This is a genomic window from Streptomyces pseudovenezuelae, from assembly GCF_001513955.1.
Lineage (GTDB): Bacteria > Actinomycetota > Actinomycetes > Streptomycetales > Streptomycetaceae > Streptomyces > Streptomyces pseudovenezuelae.
Genome location: NZ_KQ948144.1, coordinates 402,380 through 423,646 on the forward strand (window position 1 = coordinate 402,380; position 21,267 = coordinate 423,646).

14 protein-coding genes are annotated in these 21,267 nt (G+C 73.5%); 4 read left to right on the forward strand and 10 right to left on the reverse strand.

Annotation, left to right across the window (positions count from 1 at the left end; translation table 11 throughout):
* Positions 1-228: 228 nt before the first annotated feature.
* From ettA to AQI94_RS01750, 3 genes are read left to right on the forward strand one after another with little or no spacing between them, the layout of a single operon-like run.
* On the forward strand, positions 229-1,893 hold the full coding sequence (gene ettA / locus AQI94_RS01740; RefSeq protein WP_031049838.1) for an energy-dependent translational throttle protein EttA: 1,665 nt from the start codon (positions 229-231) through the stop codon (positions 1,891-1,893).
* A gap of 6 nt (positions 1,894-1,899) precedes the next feature.
* On the forward strand, positions 1,900-2,310 hold the full coding sequence (locus AQI94_RS01745; RefSeq protein WP_031049835.1) for an acyl-CoA thioesterase: 411 nt from the start codon (positions 1,900-1,902) through the stop codon (positions 2,308-2,310).
* Positions 2,307-2,975, forward strand: a complete 669-nt coding sequence (locus AQI94_RS01750) for a hypothetical protein (RefSeq protein ID WP_031049832.1) — start codon at positions 2,307-2,309, stop codon at positions 2,973-2,975. The genes AQI94_RS01745 and AQI94_RS01750 overlap by 4 nt, the downstream gene beginning before the upstream one ends.
* A 7-nt stretch (positions 2,976-2,982) precedes the next feature.
* Here the strand turns inward: AQI94_RS01750 and AQI94_RS01755 are convergent, their stop codons facing one another.
* The 4 genes from AQI94_RS01755 to AQI94_RS01770 all read right to left on the reverse strand — a co-directional run bounded on the left by AQI94_RS01755 (position 2,983) and on the right by AQI94_RS01770 (position 10,631).
* Positions 2,983-3,939, reverse strand: a complete 957-nt coding sequence (locus AQI94_RS01755) for an ABC transporter ATP-binding protein (RefSeq protein WP_031049823.1) — start codon at positions 3,937-3,939, stop codon at positions 2,983-2,985.
* A gap of 124 nt (positions 3,940-4,063) precedes the next feature.
* Complete coding sequence (locus AQI94_RS01760) at positions 4,064-6,844, reverse strand: thioesterase domain-containing protein (RefSeq protein ID WP_062229546.1); 2,781 nt, start codon at positions 6,842-6,844, stop codon at positions 4,064-4,066.
* Positions 6,837-10,058 carry an FtsX-like permease family protein gene (locus tag AQI94_RS01765; protein ID WP_079062526.1) on the reverse strand — a complete coding sequence of 1,074 codons (3,222 nt, stop codon included), beginning with the start codon at positions 10,056-10,058 and terminating at the stop codon, positions 6,837-6,839. Before AQI94_RS01765 ends, AQI94_RS01760 begins: the two co-directional genes overlap by 8 nt.
* Positions 10,059-10,217: 159 nt before the next feature.
* Complete coding sequence (locus tag AQI94_RS01770) at positions 10,218-10,631, reverse strand: globin (RefSeq protein ID WP_031052899.1); 414 nt, start codon at positions 10,629-10,631, stop codon at positions 10,218-10,220.
* A gap of 68 nt (positions 10,632-10,699) precedes the next feature.
* On the opposite strand from AQI94_RS01770, the gene AQI94_RS01775 reads away from it, so the two are divergent.
* Positions 10,700-11,680 (forward strand): methyltransferase domain-containing protein, encoded by a 981-nt coding sequence (locus AQI94_RS01775; RefSeq protein WP_031052896.1) that lies wholly within the window; start codon positions 10,700-10,702, stop codon positions 11,678-11,680.
* Positions 11,681-11,692: 12 nt separating this feature from the next.
* On the opposite strand, the gene AQI94_RS42315 is transcribed toward AQI94_RS01775, so the two are convergent.
* The 6 genes from AQI94_RS42315 to AQI94_RS01805 form a co-directional block, all read right to left on the reverse strand.
* Positions 11,693-13,468, reverse strand: a complete 1,776-nt coding sequence (locus tag AQI94_RS42315) for an FHA domain-containing protein (RefSeq protein WP_063801610.1) — start codon at positions 13,466-13,468, stop codon at positions 11,693-11,695.
* Between the two features lie 38 nt (positions 13,469-13,506).
* Positions 13,507-14,853 (reverse strand): vWA domain-containing protein, encoded by a 1,347-nt coding sequence (locus tag AQI94_RS01785; protein ID WP_031052586.1) that lies wholly within the window; start codon positions 14,851-14,853, stop codon positions 13,507-13,509.
* A gap of 97 nt (positions 14,854-14,950) precedes the next feature.
* Positions 14,951-16,273, reverse strand: coding sequence for a PP2C family serine/threonine-protein phosphatase (locus AQI94_RS01790; protein WP_031052588.1), 1,323 nt, complete (start codon positions 16,271-16,273; stop codon positions 14,951-14,953).
* On the reverse strand, positions 16,274-18,799 hold the full coding sequence (locus tag AQI94_RS01795; protein ID WP_062229548.1) for a serine/threonine-protein kinase: 2,526 nt from the start codon (positions 18,797-18,799) through the stop codon (positions 16,274-16,276). It lies immediately after the preceding gene.
* The gene (locus AQI94_RS01800; RefSeq protein WP_031052056.1) at positions 18,796-20,127 is read right to left on the reverse strand and encodes a coiled-coil domain-containing protein; all 1,332 of its coding nucleotides are present in this window, start codon (positions 20,125-20,127) and stop codon (positions 18,796-18,798) included. Before AQI94_RS01800 ends, AQI94_RS01795 begins: the two co-directional genes overlap by 4 nt.
* 69 nt (positions 20,128-20,196) lie before the next feature.
* On the reverse strand, positions 20,197-21,261 hold the full coding sequence (locus AQI94_RS01805; RefSeq protein ID WP_031052057.1) for a glutamate ABC transporter substrate-binding protein: 1,065 nt from the start codon (positions 21,259-21,261) through the stop codon (positions 20,197-20,199).
* Positions 21,262-21,267: the final 6 nt, after the last annotated feature.

The window sequence follows — 21,267 nt, forward strand, 5'->3', positions numbered from 1 at the left end:
GGGAGGGGCGGGAGCCGTCACCAGCGGCGGCAGTGAAGGTCCAGGTTGCGGTCAGGGCGGGCGAGGGTGGCCGGTGGTGATCGGCAGTGGCCGCCGAGCCCGCGCCGAAGGCCGCGAACCCCCAGGTCACAGCCCCCCGACCAAACGGGTTACCACCCGAGGGTGGACCTCAGGCAAGATGGGGTGTATCTGCCCACTGCCAGATTTCAAGCTGCCGGACGGTTTCTCTTGGCTGAGTACATCTACACCATGCGCAAGACGCGCAAGGCAATCGGCGACAAGGTCATCCTTGACGACGTCTCGCTGAACTTCCTGCCTGGCGCGAAGATCGGTGTGGTCGGCCCGAACGGTGCCGGTAAGTCGACCATTCTGAAGATCATGGCGGGGCTGGAGCAGCCGTCGAACGGCGATGCCTTCCTGTCGCCGGGTTACACCGTGGGGATCCTGCTGCAGGAGCCGCCGCTGAACGAGGAGAAGACCGTCCTGGAGAACGTCCAGGAGGGCGTCTCCGAGGTCAAGGGCAAGCTCGACCGGTTCAACGAGATCGCCGAGCTCATGGCCACGGACTACTCCGACGCGCTGCTCGACGAGATGGGCAAGCTGCAGGAGGAGCTCGACCACGCCAACGCGTGGGACCTCGACGCTCAGCTGGAGCAGGCCATGGACGCCCTCGGGTGCCCGCCCGGCGACTGGGCCGTCACCACCCTCTCCGGTGGTGAGCGGCGCCGCGTGGCCCTGTGCAAGCTGCTGCTGGAAGCTCCTGACCTGCTGCTCCTCGACGAGCCCACCAACCACCTCGACGCCGAGTCGGTGAACTGGCTGGAGCAGCACCTCGCCAAGTACGACGGCACCATCGTCGCCGTGACCCACGACCGGTACTTCCTGGACAACGTGGCCGGTTGGATCTGCGAGGTCGACCGCGGCCGGCTGCACGGCTACGAGGGCAACTACTCCAAGTACCTGGAGACCAAGCAGACCCGTCTCAAGGTCGAGGGCGCGAAGGACGCCAAGCGCGCCAAGCGGCTCAAGGAAGAGCTGGAGTGGGTGCGGTCCAACGCCAAGGGGCGTCAGGCCAAGTCCAAGGCCCGTCTCGCGCGCTACGAGGAGATGGCGGCCGAGGCCGACAAGATGCGGAAGCTGGACTTCGAGGAGATCCAGATCCCGCCGGGCCCGCGGCTCGGCAGCATCGTCGTCGAGGTCAACAACCTCACCAAGGGCTTCGGCGACAAGGTCCTGATCGACGACCTGAGCTTCACGCTGCCGCGCAACGGCATCGTCGGTGTCATCGGCCCGAACGGCGCCGGCAAGACCACCCTCTTCAAGATGATCCAGGGCCTGGAGGAGCCGGACTCCGGCACCATCAAGGTCGGCGACACCGTCAAGATCTCGTACGTCGACCAGAGCCGCGCGAACATCGACCCGAAGAAGACGCTGTGGGCGGTCGTCTCCGACGAGCTCGACTACATCAACGTCGGTCAGGTCGAGATGCCGAGCCGGGCGTATGTGTCCGCCTTCGGCTTCAAGGGCCCGGACCAGCAGAAGCCGGCCGGTGTGCTCTCCGGCGGTGAGCGCAACCGCCTGAACCTCGCGCTCACCCTCAAGCAGGGCGGCAACCTCCTGCTCCTCGACGAGCCGACCAACGACCTCGACGTCGAGACCCTCGGCTCGCTGGAGAACGCGCTCCTGGAGTTCCCGGGCGCGGCCGTGGTCGTCTCCCACGACCGGTGGTTCCTGGACCGGGTCGCCACCCACATCCTCGCCTACGAGGGCGAGTCCAAGTGGTTCTGGTTCGAGGGCAACTTCGAGTCCTACGAGAAGAACAAGATCGAGCGGCTCGGCCCGGACGCGGCCCGTCCGCACCGCGCCACCTACAAGAAGCTGACCCGGGGCTGATCGATCTTGCGTCACCTCTACCGCTGCCCGCTGCGCTGGTCCGACATGGACGCCTACGGACATGTCAACAACGCCGTCTTCATCCGCTATCTGGAGGAAGCCCGGATCGACTTCCTCTTCCGGCCGGAGAAGGACTTCAAGCAGGGGTCCGTGGTGGCACGCCATGAGATCGACTACAAGCGGCAGCTCGTCCACCGGCACCACCCGGTCGACATCGAGCTGTGGGTCTCGCAGATCAGAGCGGCGTCCTTCACCATCAGCTACGAGGTGAAGGACGACGACCTGGTCTACGTAAGGGCCTCGACGGTGGTCGTGCCGTTCGACTTCGAGGCACAGCGGCCGCGCCGGATCACCGAAGAGGAACGGGAGTTCCTGGAGGGGTTCCGCGACGACGAGGACGAGGCCGTCGCCGCATGACGGTGCTCCACCTGGCCGACGAGGGGGAGGCCGCGGATCTCGCCGCCTTCCTCTCCCGGCTGCTCCGCTACGACCGCTCGGCCGCGGTACGCCTCCAGGGCACCGGAACCGCGCTCGCCGTCTTCGGGCGCCCGCCCTCCTTCGAAGTGCTGGCGATCCGCGCGGTACGCCTCGCCAAGCCGTACGAGAACGGGCTCGACGTCACGCTCGACGTGACCGTGTCCGCGGGTGAGCTCCTGGAGTCCGTCGACGAGGGCGCGGTCACGGCCGTCGTGCCGACGGCGGTGACCGGTCCGCCGTGGGCCGGAGTGCTGCCGCCGCGCGGCGGATGGCAGGCGGTGCCCGGGCTGCCGGAGCCTCAGGCGCTGCGGGCGCTCGTCCACTCAGGGGTCACCGAATTCCGGTCCCGTACCGAGGAGTTGGCGCCCGAGGCGCGTACGCGGGCCGAACTCGACCGGATCGGGCGGGAGATCTGGTCCCGGACCGTGGGGGACACCCGGCTGCCCGTGCGGGCCGTGCACGCCGCCCAGTCGCTCGGGTTCCTGCGGCCCGGCGGGGAGGTGGCGCTCGTCGCGTCGGGGGCGTGGCTGCGGCTGCGCACCCCGTACGGCTCGATCGCCGTACGGCAAGGGGGACTCGGGATGCTCGGCGTCAGCGTGCGCTGAGCGGCCGTCAGTCCTGCTCGCTGTCGTCCGGCCAGACGCCGATGTGGTCGGGCTCCAGTTCCAGCGCGACCCTGTCACGCATGCCCAGCGCCTCGGTGTACTCCTTCGGGAGCTGGAGCCGGCCGGCCCGGTCGAGCATCGCGTACTCCCGCGCCACCAGGGTCTCGTGGCCCGTCGTCGCGTCCACCTCGCTGCGGCGCAGGACCTCCGTGGAGGTACGGCCGTCCCTGATGGCCACCGTACGGCGGACCTCTCCCGCCACCGCCTGGTCGTGGGTGACGATGACGATCGTCGTGCCGAGCCGTTCGTTGGCGGTGCGGAACGCGGCGAAGATCTGCTCCGCGGTGTGGGAGTCGAGCTCGCCGGTCGGTTCGTCGGCCAGCAGGACCGCCGGGTTGTTGGCCAGCGCCACCGCTATCGCCACACGTTGCTGCTGGCCGCCCGACATCTGATGCGGACGGCGGTTGCGGCAGTCGGCCACCTCCAGCAACTCCAGGAGTTCCAGGGCGCGTTCGGTGTGGGCGCGACGGGGTGTCCGGGAGCCGGAGAGCTGGATGGGGAGGGTGATGTTCTGGGCCGCGGTGAGGTAGGGCAGCAGGTTGCGGGAGGTCTGCTGCCAGACGAAGCCGACCGTCCTGCGCCGGTAGGCCAGGCGGTCCTTCGCGGTCATGGTGAGGAGGTCGTGGCCCGCGACCCTCGCGGCCCCGGCGGTGGGGGTGTCCAGCCCGGCGAGGATGTTCATGAGGGTGGACTTGCCGCTGCCGGACGCGCCCACGAGGGCGAGGAGTTCGCCCTCCCGGACGAGCAGGTCGAGACCCTGGAGGGCCTGCACCTCCACACCGTCCGTGGTGAAGACACGGACGAGCCGGTCGCAGGTGATCAGGGCGTCGTGGCCGTAGGCGGGGTGGGAGCGGGCCGCGGTCGCCTTGCGGGCGAGGTCGGTGAGGGTGGGGTTCGTGGTCACTGGCCGTCTCCTGTGGGGGCGCCTGTCGATGTGCCTCGCTGTGCCGTGGGTCGGGTGCCGCTCCGCGCCGGCGGGGAGGCGCCGCCGGGGTTCCACCGACCGCGGCCGGGGGCGACGAAGCCGCTCATCTCGCGTCCCCCGCTCTCAACTCCCGCACCGAGCCCCGTCTGCCCGACCACCACGCCTGCCCGATCCCCATCGCCACCGCCAGCAGCAGCACGGCCGCCGCCGGTATCGCCAGCGACAGGGCGTCCGTGCGCAACTGCGCCCCGGCCGAGGCGGTTTCGCCCGTGGGGACGGCGATGGCTGTCAGGTCGATGCCCGGGGACAGCAGGCGGATGGTGGCCCAGCCCGTGAGGGTGCCGCCCAGGGCGGCCAGGATCGCCTGCGGCAGGGACTCCAGGATCAGCAGGCGGCGGCCCGCCGCCCGGGTCAGGCCCATCGTGCGCAGGCGCGCCAGCAGGGCCGCGCGTTCGGGAGCCGCGCGCAGGAGGGACAGCAGAAGAGCCAGAACCGCGTATCCGGTGCCGGCCGCCACCGCCGTCGCGTAGACGCCTTCCGCGCCGGTCTGCAGGGGGGAGCCGACGTAGCGTGCCCGTTCCTCGGACCGCAGATGCACGGACGCCGCCTTGGGGGCCGCCTTCCGCAGAGCGGACCCGTCCAGGCCCTGCCCCGTCAGCAGGAGGGTCGTCGGCCGCGCCTGCGCCGGGCTCAGCGCCTCGCGGTCCACGACCAGGAAGTCCGAGCCGAGCACCGCCGGCGTGCGCTCCACCACCGTGGTGATGCGGACGGTGAGCGAGCTGCCGTCCGGCAGGAGGACCCGGAAGGGGCGGGTGCCGTAGGTCCGGGCGGTGGCCGTGGAGGCCAGGGCCGGGGTCGTGCCCGCGCTGCTCCCCGCCCGCAGCCTGGCCGCCGCGAAGGCGCCGATGTCCGTCCGGGACGACAGGGCCGCGTAGTCCGCGGGGTGCACGCCGACCAGGGGCAGCGACGCGGCTCCGTTCAACGGCATCGCGTTGTCGGTGACGCTCACCGCGGACAGGCCGCTCACCCCGGGCGACCGGCGCAGCCGGTCCGGCAGCCCCGACGGGAGCGGTGTCGCCGTGTCCACGCGCGCGTCGGCGCCGACCGCGAGGAGGGACGCGTGGTCGCGGGCCTCCCGTACGCCCGCGAGGACCGAGCCGCCGAAGGCCGCGGTGGTCAGGGCGGTCAGCAGGGCGAGCAGGGGCAGGACGGCGGAGGCCGAGGTGCGGCCCGCCCGGGCCAGGGACAGATGGGCGAGGGCTCCGCGCAGGCGGGCGGCCGGGCGGGCCAGGCCCCGCAGCGGCAGCGGGTACAGGCGGACCAGCACCAGGGCGGCGATCACGCCCACCAGCACGGGTGCCAGGGAGACGAGGTCGTCGGAGGCGCCCGAGGTGCCGCGGCGCCGCAGCGACTCCACCGCCGCGGCCGCCAGGACCAGCAGGGTCAGTTCGGCGACCGTGCGGCGCCGGGACGGTCGTACGGCCGAGACGTCCTCGCGGCCGGTGTGGACGCGGACCACGCGGTGGGCGGCCGCCGCGCGCAGGGGGAGGGCCGCGCAGGTGACGGCGGTGACCGCCGCGGCGGCCGCGAGCGCGTACCGGAAGCGGCCCTCGGGGACCGCGACCAGCGCGGCGGCCAGACCCAGGGCGCCCGCCGGGACGGCGACGACCGCCGTCTCGGCGAACAGGCGGCCCGTCAGACCGCGCAGGGAGGCGCCCCGGGCGCGCAGCAGGGCGAGTTCGCCGCGGCGGCGGTCGGCGGTGAGGCCGCCCGCCATCAGGAGCACGACGGCGGCGACCGCGCCGGTGCCGACCGCGCCGACCGCGACGAGCGGGGCGACCGACGCACGGACCCGGCGGTAGGTGAGGAGGACCTCGTCGAGGTCGGTGAGGATGTCGGTCTGGCCGGTGATCTCCGTCAGCTCGGTCACCGGACCGTCGATCCTCAGGCGCACCTTCCGCAGGGCGGGACCCGCCTCCAGGGAGGCGAGCGCGGACTGCAGGGCGGGGGTGTCGCGGGCCCGGAGGGACTCTTCGGCGGGCGCCAACTGCCAGTAGCGTTCCGGGCGTCCCGGGGTGGCCAGCAGGGCCGGGGCCCCCTCGGGGGCGATGAGCAGGGCGCCGAGCCAGTGCATGTCCACGGACGGCGCGGGCTCGCGGATCAGGGCCGGGGTGCGCAGGATGGACCGGGTGGACCAGTAGGCGCCGTGGGGGTCGTGCGGGGTCACGATGCCCGTGACACGGACCGGGAGGGCGCCCGCCCTGGCGGGAACGTGGAGCACCGAACCGACCTTGATGTGGAGCGACTTGGCGGTCTCGGCGGTGACCGCGGCCTCCAGCTCCGGTGCGGCGGCCGTCACGTTCCGCGCCGCGCGCGGCAGGCGCCCCCGGGCGACCGTGGCATGGGCGCCGAGGCCCGCCTGGGCGACCAGGGTCACCTCCGTGGGCTTGCCGGTCGGCCTGGGCAGCCACGGGTCGGGTACCGCGAGGTCCAGGGTGGTGCGCACGCCGTACGTCGACTGGTCCGGGTCGAGGACGAGCGCGCGCGGGACCTCGGCGCGGACCTGGGCGTACTGCCCGGCCAGCAGGGCGGGGCGCAGGACGTCCTCCTGCTCGTGCGGTGTCAGCATCGGGGACGGCGGCGGGGCGAACACCTCGACGCTGGTCCGGTCGGGACGGGCCTGCTCGGCGGCGCGGCGCAGTCCGGCGTCCTCGTAGCGGTCGACCGCCCGCGGGAACGCGGCCGCGAGGCAGGCTGTCAGCGCGACCAGCAGCGCGAGCCAGAACGCGGTCCCGGGCGCGGTGCGCAGCCGGGTGCGCACCCAGGGCGCGGTCGTGCCGGGGACTCCCGGCTCGGCGGTCCCGAAGAACCTCACCTCACTCACCTCCCTCACGCAGCGCCCGCGCCGGATCCGCCCGCCGCAGCGCCAGCGCCGCGGTGACCAGGAGCGGGACGAGGGCCACCGCCGCCAGCAGCGCGGCCGCCTGGGGGAGCGGGAGCCGGACCAGGACCGACGGGACCGGTCTGGCCGCCGCGCCGGTCAGCACGATCAGCGGGACCACCGCCCGGGTCAACGCCGTGCCCAGCAGCGCGCCCACCAGCAGCGCGAGCACCACCAGGACGCCCTGTTCCACGGCGACCGCGCGGGCCAGCCGCCGCCTCGGGGCCCCCAGGGCGCGCAGTACGGCGAACTCCGCGCCGCGCTCCCGCAGCGACCCCGCCGCACTGACCGCGAAGCCGACCGCGGCCAGCGCCGCCGCCACTCCGGCCGCCGCGGCGAACGCGGCCTCGGGGCCCGCTCCGAACGGATCGTCGCGCAGCTGCCCGGCGAGTTCGTCCCGCACCACGACCTGCGCGGGGTCCATGTCGGGCCGGGCCCGCAGCGCCGCCGCGACCTTGTCCGACGCGCCCGGGTCCGTCGACAGCCACCATTCGGTCGGCTCCACACCGCGGCCGCTCTGCGCCTGCAGCCTCCGGTTCACGGTCCGCAGATCGAGCAGCAGGGCCCCTCCGCTGTCCGAGGCGGTGGGCAACTCCCGTATGGAGCGCACGATCCGCACCGAGACCGTCTCGCCGTCCAGGGGCACGTCCAGACTGTCCCCGACGGCCGCTCCCGCCGAGGTGAGGAAGCGCTCGGTGGCGACAGCCGTGATCCGGGCGGGCACCGGCTGCGGGGCCTCCAACCGGACTGTCAGCGTCCCCGAGCCGGAGGTGTCGTCCCACCGGGCGGTCCCGGTGCGGTAGTCCACGCGCAGCAGCCCGGGTTCGGGACTCAGACGCGGTGCGCTGGGCCCGGCCTCGGGATCCGAAGCCGAACTCGCCCCGTCGCTCAGCGACTTGGCCGTCCAGTCGGTCGGCAACGGCAGCTGTCGTACCGCCCCGTCGGTGCCCGTGGCCGCCAGCTCGCTCACCGTGAAGCGCTGTCGGTCGGACGTGTCGGCCGGGACGGGGACGGCCAGTTCCAGGGCGGTGAGGATCAGCGGGCCCCCGGACAGGTGGACGTCCAGGGTGTGGGCCCGGCCGTCGCCGGGGAGTTGACCGGCCGGGACCCGGAAGGGGGTGCCGTAGCCGTCCACCACAGTGACGGCGACGCCCGTCGTGCTCCGGTTCCCACTGCGCAGGGTCGCCGTCAGCCGCAGCCCGGCCGTGCCGGTGGGGACCTTCACCCCCGCGATCCCACCCACCGGGGCGAGGCCCTGGAGGAACGGTCCGGAGTGCAGGTCGGGGCGGATCAGCATGGAGGCGCGTGTGGTGTCCAGCGCCAGCACCGTCGCCGACCGGCCGCCGGACAGCGGCAGTTCGGACCGGGTGGCGGGAGCGATCTGCCGTACGCCCGCGACGGCCGCGTACTGCTCGGTGCGGCCGGGACCCGGCTCCCCGGGGGTCAGCACCCGCACCGGTGCCCCGGCCCGGAAGTCCGCCTGGTCGGACTGCGAACGGCTCCAGGAGGCGCCCTGCCCGATCGCCAGCATGCCCAGCGCCATCGCGAGGACCAGCAGCAGCACCGGGGCCGCCCCGCGCATCGGGCGACGGGCGATCTGCCAGCCCGCCAGGGCCGCGGTCAGCCCGCGCCCGCCGGTCGCCCGTCGTTCGGCGAGCCGGGCCAGCGGGGGCAGCAGCCGCAGCGTCAGGACGGTCCCGGCCAGCAGCGCGAGCGCGGGCGCCGCCACCAGCAGCGGATCCACGCCCAGCGTGCCGGAGACGTCGTCGGACACGGCCCCTGAGGTCTGCCGGCTGAGCTGGAAGTACGCCACCCCGGCCACGGCCAGCAGCCCGAGATCCGCCCCCGAGCGCACCGCACCGGGCAGCGCCCGGGCCCGGCCGCGCGCGAACGAGGAGGTCAGCGCGGGCAGGGTCACCGCCAGCGCACACCCGAACGCCACCGACCCCGCCACCAGCCACACCTCGGGCCGCCCGGCCGACGGCACCTGAAGGTGCAGCCCGATCCGGGCCAGGGGACCCCGACCGGCCAGCAGCCGGGTCAGCGGGCCCGCCAGCAGCGGCGCGCACAGCAGCGCGGGCACCGCGAGCAGCGTCCCCTCCAGCGCGGCGAGGCCCGCGATCCGGGCACGGGAGGCGCCGCGCGCCAGCAGCAGCCGGCTCTCGCCCGTGCGCTCACTGCTCAGCAGCCCCGCCACCAGCAACAGGGTGCAGCCCGCGAGGAGCACCAGTTGCAGGGCGACGATCAGCAGGGTCGAGCGGGAGACGAGCAGGGAGCGGTCGGTGCGGTCGAGGACCTCGGGCAGTGCGGTCGAGGCGGTCGTGGCGCCGCCGAAAGCGGCCTCCTTGCGCAGCACCGCGTTCCCCGCCTCGGCCGACTTGCGCAGCGTGTCCGAGCGCGCGGTCGTCACCGTCGCGAAGTCGGCCGACGCCACCCACCCCGACGTCCCCACGCTCACCGTCCCGTCGGTCAGGACCGCGGGATCGGCGAGCAGCGGGCCGTAGGTCGTGAAGTCGAGCTTGTTGATGCCCCGCCCGTGCAGGTCGTCGAGGAGCCAGTACGAGTCGTCCGTGCGGACGGGCCGGTACAGGCCGGTCACCGTGACGCGCACGGCGGGGCCGCGCAGCCGGTCGGTGAGGGTGAAACGGGCCCCCGGGCCCAGACGCAGGACGCGGGCGGCGGCCTGCGGGAGCGCCACCTCGACCAGCCCCTCGGCCGGCCGGGGCGCCCGCCCCTCGACCAGCCGCAGCCGGCTGCGGTCCAGCGCCGCGAAGTGGGTCAGATCCGGATCCCCGGACCGCGCCGACTCGGGCTGCAGAGACCGCGGCAGCGCGTACGGGCCCGACCGCAGGAAGGTCCGCACGGTCACCGGCAGCCCGTCGAAGGTCTGCCGCGCCACCTTGCGTACGGTGGCGTCGGCGGCCGTACGGCGGTCCGCGGGTACGTCGGCCTTGACGAACAGCGCGGTGTCGGCGGCGTTGTGCGGATCGTCCAGGGAGTGGCGCAGGGCCGCGTCACCGATCGCGCCGGAGTAGGCGGTGAGGGTCGCGAGGACCGCCGTGGTGAGCAGGACCGTGAGCAACGCGGCGGCGAGCAGCAGCCGGTGCGCCCGCGCACGCAGGAACCCGAGACGTGCGATTCCCCCGAACCCCGTCACCCGGCCCCCCGCCGTGTCGTGGCAGATCTCCGGCGAGGATGTCAGAGGGCACGGCCACGAGTAAGCGCTTGTAGCCCGGGCTTGACCGGATTGTGACCGCAATCCGGTCCCGCGTGACCGGAATCCGGCAATCAGTGAACAACGGTCACTGAGTGGTGATCAGTCGGCGGTGTTCACCATCGAAGCTGCCGCGTACGTCAGGTAGTTCCACAGCTGGGTCTCGTGCTCCTCGGACAGACCGAGTTCGTCGACGGCGTCGCGCATGTGCCGCAGCCACGCGTCGTGCGCCTCGCGGTTGACGACGAAGGGGGCGTGACGCATGCGCAGCCGGGGGTGGCCGCGGTTGTCGCTGTACGTGGTGGGGCCGCCCCAGTACTGCATCAGGAACAGCGTGAGGCGCTCCTCGGCCGGACCGAGGTCCTCCTCGGGATACATGGGCCGCAGGACCGGGTCCTCCGCCACCCCCTCGTAGAAACGGTGGACGAGGCGGCGGAAGGTCTCCTCCCCGCCGACCTGCTCGTAGAAGGTCTGCGTCTGAAGCGTGCCGCGCCGGATCTCTTTCACGTCAACCATGGTCTCAGACGGGGTGGAGGAGGACTCAAGGCTTAGGACCTCCCGTACGCAGGGTGCAGAGTGGAGGTATGGGCGCGCACGCTCTCCACAGGGATCTCGCCGAACTCGCCGCCGCCGCGCGGACCGCGCTGGTGCGGGAGATCGACGCGAGCGGGGCGTGGGCCGCCGACCCGGGATGGCGGGCGGCCTTCGAGGCGGTGCCCCGGCATCTGTTCGTGCCCTACTACTACGTCGGCGTCATGGGGGCCTACGAGCGGCGCTGGGGCGAGAGCCGGGACCCGCGCACCCGGGAGAAGTGGGTCCGCGGGGCCTACGCCGACGCCCCGCTGGCCACCCGGCTGCGCGACGGCGAACTCCTCTCCTCCAGCAGCCAGCCCTCGCTGATGGCGATGATGCTGGCCGAGCTGCGGGTACGGGACGGCGACCGGGTCCTGGAGATCGGGGCGGGCACCGGCTACAACGCGGCCCTGCTCGCGCACCGGCTCGGCGACGACCGAGTCACCACGGTCGATCTGGAGCCGGAGATCACCGAGGCGGCGCGCAGGCATCTGGCCGCCGCCGGGTACCACCCCGTCGTCGTCACCGGCGACGGCGCGCGCGGGGTGCCCGAACGCGCCCCCTTCGACCGGATCATCGCCACCTGCACGCTGGCCTCGGTCCCGACGGCCTGGCTCGCCCAGTGCCGCCCCGGCGCGCGCATCCTGAGCCCGCTCGCCACCGGCCTGATCGTCCTGACCGTGCGGGACGCCGGCCACGCCGAGGGGCGGTTCCTGCACACGCCCGCCTACTTCGTGCCGCTGCGCGGCGCCGGCCGGCCGGACGAGGAGTCCGCGGACCTGGAGGGACTCCCGCGCCGGGCCCGGGAGAGCGAGCTGTTCCGGTTCCTGCTGGTCCTGAGCCGCGGCAGCCTCGAACCGCAGGAGGCGTACGCGCTGTGGGAGCGCGAGGGGCAGCCGAGTCGGGAGCGCTACGGCATCACGGTCGGCGCGGACCGGGAGTGGGCGTGGCTGGACGACCCGGAGGGACCGTATGCCTGGCCCCTCCGGTGACGTGGCCGTTCGTCAGCCGCGGCGGATCGTGATCGTCGTCCAGGCGCCGACGTGCACCCGGTCGCCGTCCTGGAGAGGCACCGGCACGAACGGCGTGATGGGCTCCTCGGCGCCGTTGACCGTGGTGCCGTTCGTCGAGTTCTGGTCGACGACCGCCCAGGAGCCGTCCGGCTGCTGGACCAGCACCGCGTGCTGGTGCGAGACGCCCGGGTCCTCCGGCGGCACCGACAGGTCGACGTCGGGGGTGTCGCCGGTGGAGTGCCGGCGGCGGCCGATGGTGACCTGGTTGCCGGTGAGCGCGCGCTGCTGCTCGGGGGAGTACGCGGGCAGGTTCAGGCCCGCGGCCTCGGGGCCGGAGCGCTGCATCATCGCCATGAAATAGTCGCGGTCCGGGCCGATGGTCGCCGTCCAGGTCGCCGGCTGCTGCGGGAAGGACGGGCCGGGGGGCGCGGGCGGGGCCTGGGTGGAGCCGGGCTGCGGGTAGCCGTAACCGCCGGGGCCGGGGTTGTTCCCGGGACCACCGGGACCACCGGGGGCGGTGGAGGACGGCGGGGAGATGACCCAGTCGTCGGCGCCACCGCCGCCGAAGGGCCCGCCACCCGGCTGGGGCCGGTTGGTCTCCTGCGGGAAGGCGGGCGGGGCCGACGCGCCCTGCGCCTGGAAGCCCTGCGGGGCACCGCTCGTGGCTCCGGGGCCGGGGGGCGGCGGGACCGGGTGGGAGGGGTCCGCACCGAAGTTCGGCGGACCGCCGGGAGCACCGGGGCCGCCGGGGCCGCCGGGGCGGGACGGGTCACCGGGGAAGCCCTGCGGGCCCCCTGAGCCGCCGGGGCCGGGCTGGGTGGGGGGTCCGCCGAAGCCCTGGGGGCCACCGGGGCCGCCGGGACCGGAAGGGGCTTGTGGCGAGCCCGGCTGGGGGTAGCCGTAACCGCCGGGGCCGCCGGGGCCGCCGGGGCCACCCGGGCCGGACTGGCCGGGGTAACCGGAGGGGCCGGGGCCGCCGGGTGCACCGGGGCCGCCGGGATAACCGGAGGGGTTGGGTGCGCCAGGACGCCCGGGGTCACCCGGGAAGCCCTGCTGGCCACCGGGACCACCCGGGCCGGAAGGACCGGGACCGCCGGGGTAACCGGAGGGGCCGGGGCCGCCAGGTGCTCCGGGGCCGCCCGGGAAACCGGAGGGACCAGGACCGCCGGGACCACCGGGGCCGCCGGGACGGGACGGGTCACCGGGGAAGCCCTGCGAACCGCCGGGACCGCCAGGACCGCCGGGGCCACCCTGCCCACCCGGACCACCGCCGGGACCACCCGGACCCGAGCGGCCCGACGGCTCCGAGCCGAAGGGGATCGGTTCCGCGGGGCGGTTCACCTGTGACGGGCGCGAGCCCTGGTATTCGTACGAGTCACCGCCGCCGCCGAAGGACGGACCGGGCCCGGCCTGCTGCTGGAAGTGCGAGGGCGGACCGCCGGAGCCGGCCGGCGGGCGCGGGGCGGCCGGGGTGTACGAGGTCGCCGTGTTCGTCAGGAAGTTCCACCGGCACTCCTCGCAGAAGGGCGCACCGCCCTCACGGGGCGTACGGCACTGCGGGCAGAGCTCCGGCTCGGGGTCCGGTACGGAGGACAGATGGGGACGTCCACCGGGCTGGCCCCCGGGACCACCGGGCGGCGGGAAGCCGTAGCCGCCACCCGGACCGGGCGGCGGAGGGGGCGGAGGTACGGCACCGGCCATGCGGTGACCGCAGACCTCGCACCAGTCGTCGGAACCCGACTGGTGTCCGTTCGGGCAGGTCGGCATGTCGGCGCTTCCCCCTCTCGGATCAGGGAACTTCTACGTCACTTCTTTACACGAACAGTCTTTGTCGACCGGGTCTCGAGAGTCATCTCGTCGGCCTCCTCGACCTTCGCCTTCAGTCGCACAGTACCTGTCGTGGCGTCGACCACGTCGACCACCTTCGAAAGCAGTTTCGCAGTATCGGCGTTCCCCGAGTTGTTCGCGAGCTGAACGGCCCGGCCCAGTTTGGCCGTTGCTCCATCGATATCGCCCGCTTTGCGAAGATCGAGCCCTTGTTGGATGGCCTGTGCCAGTTCGGCCTGGCCGGTGTAGTGGGCGACTTGGGGGTTGATCGACGTCGAGGCGACCATGTCGTCGGTCCACACGGCCCGGACGAGACCCTGGGCGCCCAGGTTCTGCGGGGTGCCGTCGGGCTGCGGGACGACCAGGGAGACCCGGGCGGCGAGCATCTCCTGGCCGATGTTCGCGGCCGGGACCTCGACGCAGACGTGGTAGTCACGGGACTCGTCTCCCCAGGAGCCGGTGGGGTAGTCGCCGGCCCGCGGACCGGCCTCGGTGCGTCGGTCGGTGAGCTCCTCGACGGTGGGCGCGACCTGTTTGACGAACTTGATCGTGGTGCCGACCGGGGTCCACACCCTGAGGGCGACGTCCGCGACCTCCTTGCCCATGGCCGCCTCCATCATCTGCGTGAAGTCGGCGGCGAGGGCGGCCGGGTCGGCGACGATGTCGGCCGTGCCGAGCAGCGCGGAGGCGATCCCTGTGACTTCTTTCACTTCCCAGTCGGTGCCCACGCCCCGGGCGTCGCAGGTGAAACGCCCCGCGCAGGAGTCGAGGGCGGCCTTGAGGTCCTCCGGTGACTCGTGTTCGTTGCGGCCGTCGGTGAGCAGGATGCCGTGGCGGATGGCGACGTCCGCCGAGGACAGCAGGCGGTCGGCCAGGCGCAGCCAGGTCCCGATGGCCGTACCGCCGCCCGCGCTGAGCTTGCGCAGGGCCTGTTTGGCCTGGTCACGGGTGGTGGCGTCGGCGACCGCGAGGCCGCCGCCGCCCGGATACACCTCCTTGGCCACATGGGTGCCGCCGATCACCGCGAAGTGCACACCGTCGCGCAGGGTGTCGATCGCGGCGGCCGTGGCGTCGCGGGCGTTGCGCATCTTGGTCGGCGGGTAGTCCATGGAGCCCGAGCAGTCGACCATGAGCGCGACCGCGGCCGAGGGGCCCTGCCCGGCCGACCACAGGTGCGGGGCGGCGACCGCGCTTCCGATCGTGCCGCCGCCGGTCGAGGTCACCGTGACGATCGCGTTGACCTCGCGGCCGCCCTCGGGCAGGTACTCGTTCTGGTAGACGTCCATCGCGAACTGCGGCACGTTCGACTTCGAGAAATTGGCCATGCCTACTCAAATCCCCCTCGCGAACCCCACGTTCATGGGGCGATGACTGATCGCGGACCGGTCCCCTCCGGTCCGCCGGGCCTCCCCGTGTACGGCCTCAGGCCGATCCTGCCCCCTGCGCAGGGATCGGGAACGGCACGACGGCCACTGTTACGTTGTCGTGGCCCCCGCCGTCCAGGGCGTGACCGACCAGCACCCGGGCGGTGTGCAGCGGGCGCGCGGCGGCGTCGGCCGGCACGGCCTGAGCCATCTCCTCGGCCGCCTCCGCGTAGTTCCACAGGCCGTCGGTGCACACCACCACCACACCAGGCCGGTCCGGCTTGAAGGAAGCGGTGTGCGGGTCGAGTTCGTAGGCGTCCGCGCCGAGCCAGCCGGTGATCGCGTGGGCGCGCTCGTCGGCGTACGCCTCGGCCTCGTTCATCAGGCCCGCGGCGACCATCTGCGCGGCCCAGGAGTCGTCCTCGGTGAGCCGGGCCGGGGGTGCGCCGCGGTCCGTGGGCACCCAGTAGACGCGGCTGTCGCCGACCCAGCCGACGACCAGCAGGCTCGGGGTGACGACCGATCCGACGATCGTGCACGCGGGGGCGTTCTGGTGCGGCTGGTGCTCGCGGGCCGTGGCGGGCTCCCCGGCGAGCGAGTTGACCGCGCGGGAGGCGGCGACGATCGCCTCGTGCAGGGCCTGCTGGGGGTGGGTGCCCTGCGGCAGCGTGGCCAGCAGCGCGTCGGCCGCGGCCCGGGAGGCGGCCAGGGAGGCGTCGTCGGGGCGGGTCGCGGAGGACACACCGTCGCAGACGACCGCGAAGGTGGCCGGTGAGCCGTCGGGCAGCACGCTGGTGCCCAGCGTGAAGGCGTCCTCGTTGCGGTGGTGGCGCAGGCCGCGGTCGCTGACGGCGGCGATCGGGCCGATCTCCTGCTCCATGTGGTCGCGCTCACGCGGCTGGGCGTGCCCGCAGTTCTCGCAGTAGCCGTCGTCGTCGACCCGGCCGGCACGACAGGCCACGCACACCTTGGTCCCTTCGGCAGGGGTGGCCGGTCCCGCGGCCACGCGCGGGTCGGGCGCCTGAAGGACGTACTCGTCGGGCTCCGGCGGCCGGTCGAAGCGCACGCCGGAGGCGGGGGAGACCGGCGACCCGAGCACCGGCCCCGACTGGGGCGGCACCGGCGGCAGTTCGTGCTCGCCCGACGCGGAGGCCCGCAGGTCGGTCGGCAGATGGAGCTCCGCCGGGGGGTGCGGGGCCGTCGGCCAGGGACCGCCCGGGGGCGCGCCGTTCACGGCGACGGTCGGACTGTCGTCCGGCCGGGCCGGGACGGCGGACAGGTCGTATCCGCACGCACCGCAGAAACGGTCGCCCGACTCGACGGGTTCCTCGCAGCTCGGACACCTCGAAAGGGCGGTCTGCTGGGGCATCTGCGACATCAACTACACCCACGTCCGGGGGCGGTAACGGTTGGCTCGTTCCACCAGGTCGATCCTCTCCTCGCCGCCCTGCGCGAGCCGGGCCAGCGCGCGGTACGAACGCTCCAGGCCGAAGCGCAGTCCGCGCTCGTCCAGTCCGCTGCCGAGCAGTGCCCGTCCCCCGGGGGCGGGGGCGACGGAGTCCTGGCCACCGGAGAGTATCCAGTCCAGGGCCGCGCCCAGCACCTCGGCCGACAACTGCTCGCGACGCGCCGGATCCAGTCCGTACGCGTCCAGCGCCTCGACCTGCCCGGCGGCGGCGGTCAGGTCGTCCAGGAAGGGTACGTCGCCCGCGGTCGCGGTGCGTCCACGCAGCCGCGCGCGGACGGCCGCCACCCGGGCGCCGGTGTAGTGGATGGAGGACTCCGGCACCGACTCCAGGGTCCGCACCGCGCTACGGCGGTCCCCGGTCGCCAGCTGCACGCGCGCGAGGCCGAACGCGGAGCTCACATAGCTCGGGTCGGTCGACCACACCAGCCCGTAGTACTCGGCGGCGTTGTCGAGCTGGCCCAGCACCTCCGCGCACAGGCCGAGGGCGAGCTTGGGGGCGGGTTCGCCGGGGAAGGCGTCGTAGATCGCGTCGAAGGCGAGCGCGGCGGCCTCGTGGTCGCCGGTCACCAGCGCGGCCACGCCCCGGTACCAGACCACCCGCCAGTCGTCGGGCCGCTCCTCCTCAAGGCGCCGCAGCGCCTCGTCCGCGGTGTGCGCGTCGCCGTTCTCCAGCCAGGCGCGGATCTGCCGGAGCCGGGACTCCGCCGACGGCGCCGGCGCGGCCGCGAGGGCGCCGAGCAGCTCGGCGGGCGCGGTGGCCATGAGCCCGGCGAGGAAACCGGCGTTGGGGTCGGAGGGGTCCACGTGGGGGACGGGGAGCGCGAGGGCGGCGACGGGAGCGTTCGCCGGCTTGACGAGGGACCGGGGGGTGCCGAGGGCTCCGGCGCCCGGCCGCTCGGCGGCACCCGGGGCGCCCGCCTGGCCGGCAGACTTCCGGGCGGGCAGCGCCCGTCCCCCCAGCCGTGACACCTCCCCGTCCAGCTTCGGGAACAACTCCGCGTCCGTGACCCGCACTTCGGGGCCGAAGAGGGTCGACAGGGCGGGTCTGGCGCGGCCCGTCTGCAGGGAGACGACCTCGCGCAGGACGCCCGTCAGCTGTTCCGACATCTCCTGCGCGGAGGCGAAACGGCGGGCCGGGTCGGGGTCGGTCGCGCGGACCAGCAGCCGGTAGAAGGACTCGTACCGGCGGAAGACCTCGATGTTGTCCGGGTCGGGCAGCGAGTCGACGAAGACGTTGGTGTAGCCCTGGAAGTCGAAGGTCAGCACGGCCAGGGTGCGGCCGACCGTGTACAGGTCGGAGGCGACCGAGGGGCCCACGTCCGCGACCTCCGGCGCCTGGTAGCCCACCGTGCCGTAGATGGCCGACTCCTCGTCGTCCATCCTGCGCACCGCGCCCATGTCGATCAGCTTGAGCTGGTCCTCGGTCTGGATGGCGTTGTCGACCTTGAAGTCGCAGTACAGGAGGTTGCGGCTGTGCAGATGGCCGAGCGCCTCCAAGGCCTCGATGCCGTAGGCGCACGCCTGCTCCACCGGCAGTGGGTCCCGCTTGCCGTCGGCCGAACGGCGGCCGTTGGCGATCTCCTTGAGCGACTTGCCGCCGACGTACTCCATGACGATGTAGCCGTCGAGCGAACCGGTGCGCTGGTCCAGGTGCTCCACGAAGTTGTAGATCCGCACGATGTTGGCGTGCTCGATCTCCGCGAGGAAGCGCCGCTCGGAGATCGCGGCGGCCATCGCGTCCTGGTCGCCGGTGTCCAGGAGACCCTTGAGGACCACCCAGCGGTCGGACACCGCGCGGTCCACGGCGAGATAGACCCAGCCGAGACCGCCGTGCGCGAGGCAGCCCGCGACCTCGTACTGGCCGTGCACGATGTCGCCGGACTTCAGCTTCGGCACGAACGAGTACGGGTGGCCGCACTTGGTGCAGAAACCCTCGGTGCGCCCGGACTTCTCCCCGCGCGAACGCCCCACCGGGGCACCGCAGTCGGAGCGCGAGCAGAACCGCTTGCGCTCGGGCACCTCGGGGTTCTCCAGGACCATCTCGCGCGGGTCGGGCCGCGGCACCCCGGGCACCTCGACGAGCCCCGCGCCGATCCGGCCGCGCCCGGTCGAACCGGCGGAGGAGCCGGAGCCGCGCACCGACACCGAACGGCCCGTGGACTTGCCCGAGACCGAACGCGAGAGCCGGCCCGACACCGAGCGCCGCGACTTCGACGAGTGCGAGGACGTCCGTGAGGAACCGCGGCCGGTGGCGCGCGCACTCGCGCTGCCCTGCGAGTCCCCGCCGCCGTCGGTGCCGGCGGGCACCGACCCCGAGCGGCCGGTCCCCGCGACGACCGGCGCCAGGCCGCAGGTGTCGCAGTACAGCTCGCCGCCGCCCATGTCCTCGTACCTGCCCTCGCAGCCGGGCCGCTGACAGGGCTGCTGTTCCTGACTCATGACGACGACTCCCCCCTACGGTCCTCGGGCCCGCTCTGCGGCACCCGCGGGGCGGTCAGCAGTTCGGCGACCGCGTGCTGATAGCGCAACACGGCCTGGTCGGCGACCCGCAGGTCGCAGGGCGCGCTCCACAGCATCCGCCGGGCCGCGTCGTACCGCTCGATCAGGAACGGGTCCTCGGCCAGACCGTGCCGGGCGACCTTCGCCTTGTACGCGTCGAGCCGGCCGCGCAGCTCCGCGCGGACGGCGAGCGGCGCGGTGACCGCGGTCAGCGACTCGCGGGCGCGCAGCAGTTCGTCCTCCGCCTTCTGCTCCAGGGACTCCAGGAGCGGGGACAGGCGGTGCCACTGGGCGTGTCTGCGGTACTCGGCGGCGGTCGCCAGCTGCTCCTGGAGAGCGGTCGGCGGTCCGCTGACGACCGGCACCTCCGTGGCCGCGATCTTCGCGAGGACCTCGCCGCGCGCGATGCGGGCCTCGGCGAGCGTGCGGTCCGCGCGGGAGAGCACGTCCCGCAGCTTGACCAGCCGGGCCTCGGCGTCCTGGCGGACGGTGAGCACCGCGTCGATCTCCCGGCGCACGTCCTCCAGGGCGCGCGCCTCACGGTCGTACGCCGTGGTGTCCGGCCGTCCGCCGCCGGGGGCCGAACTGCCCGGCGTGGGCTGCCAGAAGGCGAGCGGGTCGGAGATCACCTGCTCGCGCAGCGAGGTGAGGGTGCGGGTGATGCGCTCCAGGTCGTCGCCCGACGGGTGCTCCCCGGGGCGTACGCCGACGGAGTGCGCGAGCCGGCGGGTGCGCTGGAGTTCGGCGGACAGCAGGTCTATCCGGGCGGGCAGCGCCGACCACACCGCGTCGGCGGCGACGACCATGTCCAGGCTCGTCGCGTACAGCTCGTTCATCCGCTCCACGAGCGTCACCAGCGAGAACCGCTCGCTGAGTTTGCCCGCATTGCCGTGCAGGGTGGGCGCGTTGGCCGTGGCGGTCGCCGAGCCCGCGACCGTGACCGACTCGCCGCGCAGCAGCTCGGTCAGCTCCACCAGGTCCTCGCGGCTGGACCAGCGGCGGCGGGAGCGGATCTCGCGGGCCGAGCGCAGCGCGTCCGCGTACGCGTCGAAGTACGCCCACAGCAGGGTGATCGACGCGTCGGCGGACTCCCAGCGCTCCTTGGTCACCCCGGTGAGCTCGGCGCCTTCCAGCAGCCTGCGGCCCGCGTGGTCCTGGAGGGCGAGGAGGGAGGTCTCGATCGCCTCGTGCTCCGCGCCGAGCCGCGCCAGCGCACGGTCCACCTCGTCCCGGTCCATCACCGGCCCGGGGGGTCCCGTGACGCCCATCGATCACCTCTCGCTGCTGAAGGGTTGCTGTGGGTGGTTGTCGTCCGTTGCGGTCGTCCGTGGTGGTCGTCAGCTCGTGCGCAGGTACTGCGGTGGCGGCGGCTCCGACTTCGCCGAGTCCTTGGCCAGTGTGGCGGACAGCCACCTGTCGTACGACGCCTGCCAGCCGTCGGTGGTGTCCTTGCGGTAGTCCACCAGGATCTGGTTGACCCGGCGTACCAGATCGTCGGCGTCGCTCTTCATCGCCACGCCGTAGTACTCGGTGGTGAAGGGGGTCCCTTTCAGTTCGACCGTGGGGTCCTGCGCGGCCTGGCTGGCGGCGAGCGCGCCGTCGGTGACCACGGCGTCGACCTCGCCGAGCTGCAGCCTCACCAGGCAGTCGAGTTGGTTGGGAACCGTGGTCGTGATGTCGGCGGAGGCGACGAGCCTGCCCGCCTTCTTGTCGTCGTCCAGCTTGCTGAAGGCGGTCGAACCCTCCGCCGTGCAGATCTTCTTGTGCGCCAGGGTGTCGCCGTAGCCCTCGATAGCGGAGGACTTGGGGGCGAGGACCTGCTGGCCGGTCTTGAAGTACGGCGCGGAGAACGCCACTTGGCCCACGCGCGTGCAGTTGATCGTCATCGTGCGGACGACCATGTCGACCCGGCCCTTCTGTATGGCCGGGATGCGCTGGTTGGTGGGGATCGCCTTGAACTGGACGGCGTTCGGGTCACCGAGGATGTCCTGGGCGATCCTGTGCACCAGGTCGATGTCGAAGCCCTCCAGGTCGGCCTTCGGCCCGCCGTTGGGGTTGCGGTAGCCCCAGCGGTAGCTGTTCTGGTCGACGCCGACGATCAGCTTGCGCTTCTCGCCCTCGCGGGCCTTGATCTTCTCGATGGTCGGGCCGTCCGCGCTCGACGGGGACAGCGTCTGCTTCTCCGGGGCCGACTTGATCGCCGGGTCCAGACAGGGATCGTCGTCGGCCGCCTGCCGCGCGTACACCACGCCGGGCCCGCCGGTCTCCGTGCCGCCGTCGCCGTGCGACTGGGTCAGCGGCAGCAGCAGGACGAAGGCGAGCGCCAGGGCGCAGACGACCGCCATCGCCCCGACCCCGCCCCAGCCCCTGAGACCGGTCCGCACCCGCCCGCGCATCCGCATCGTCAC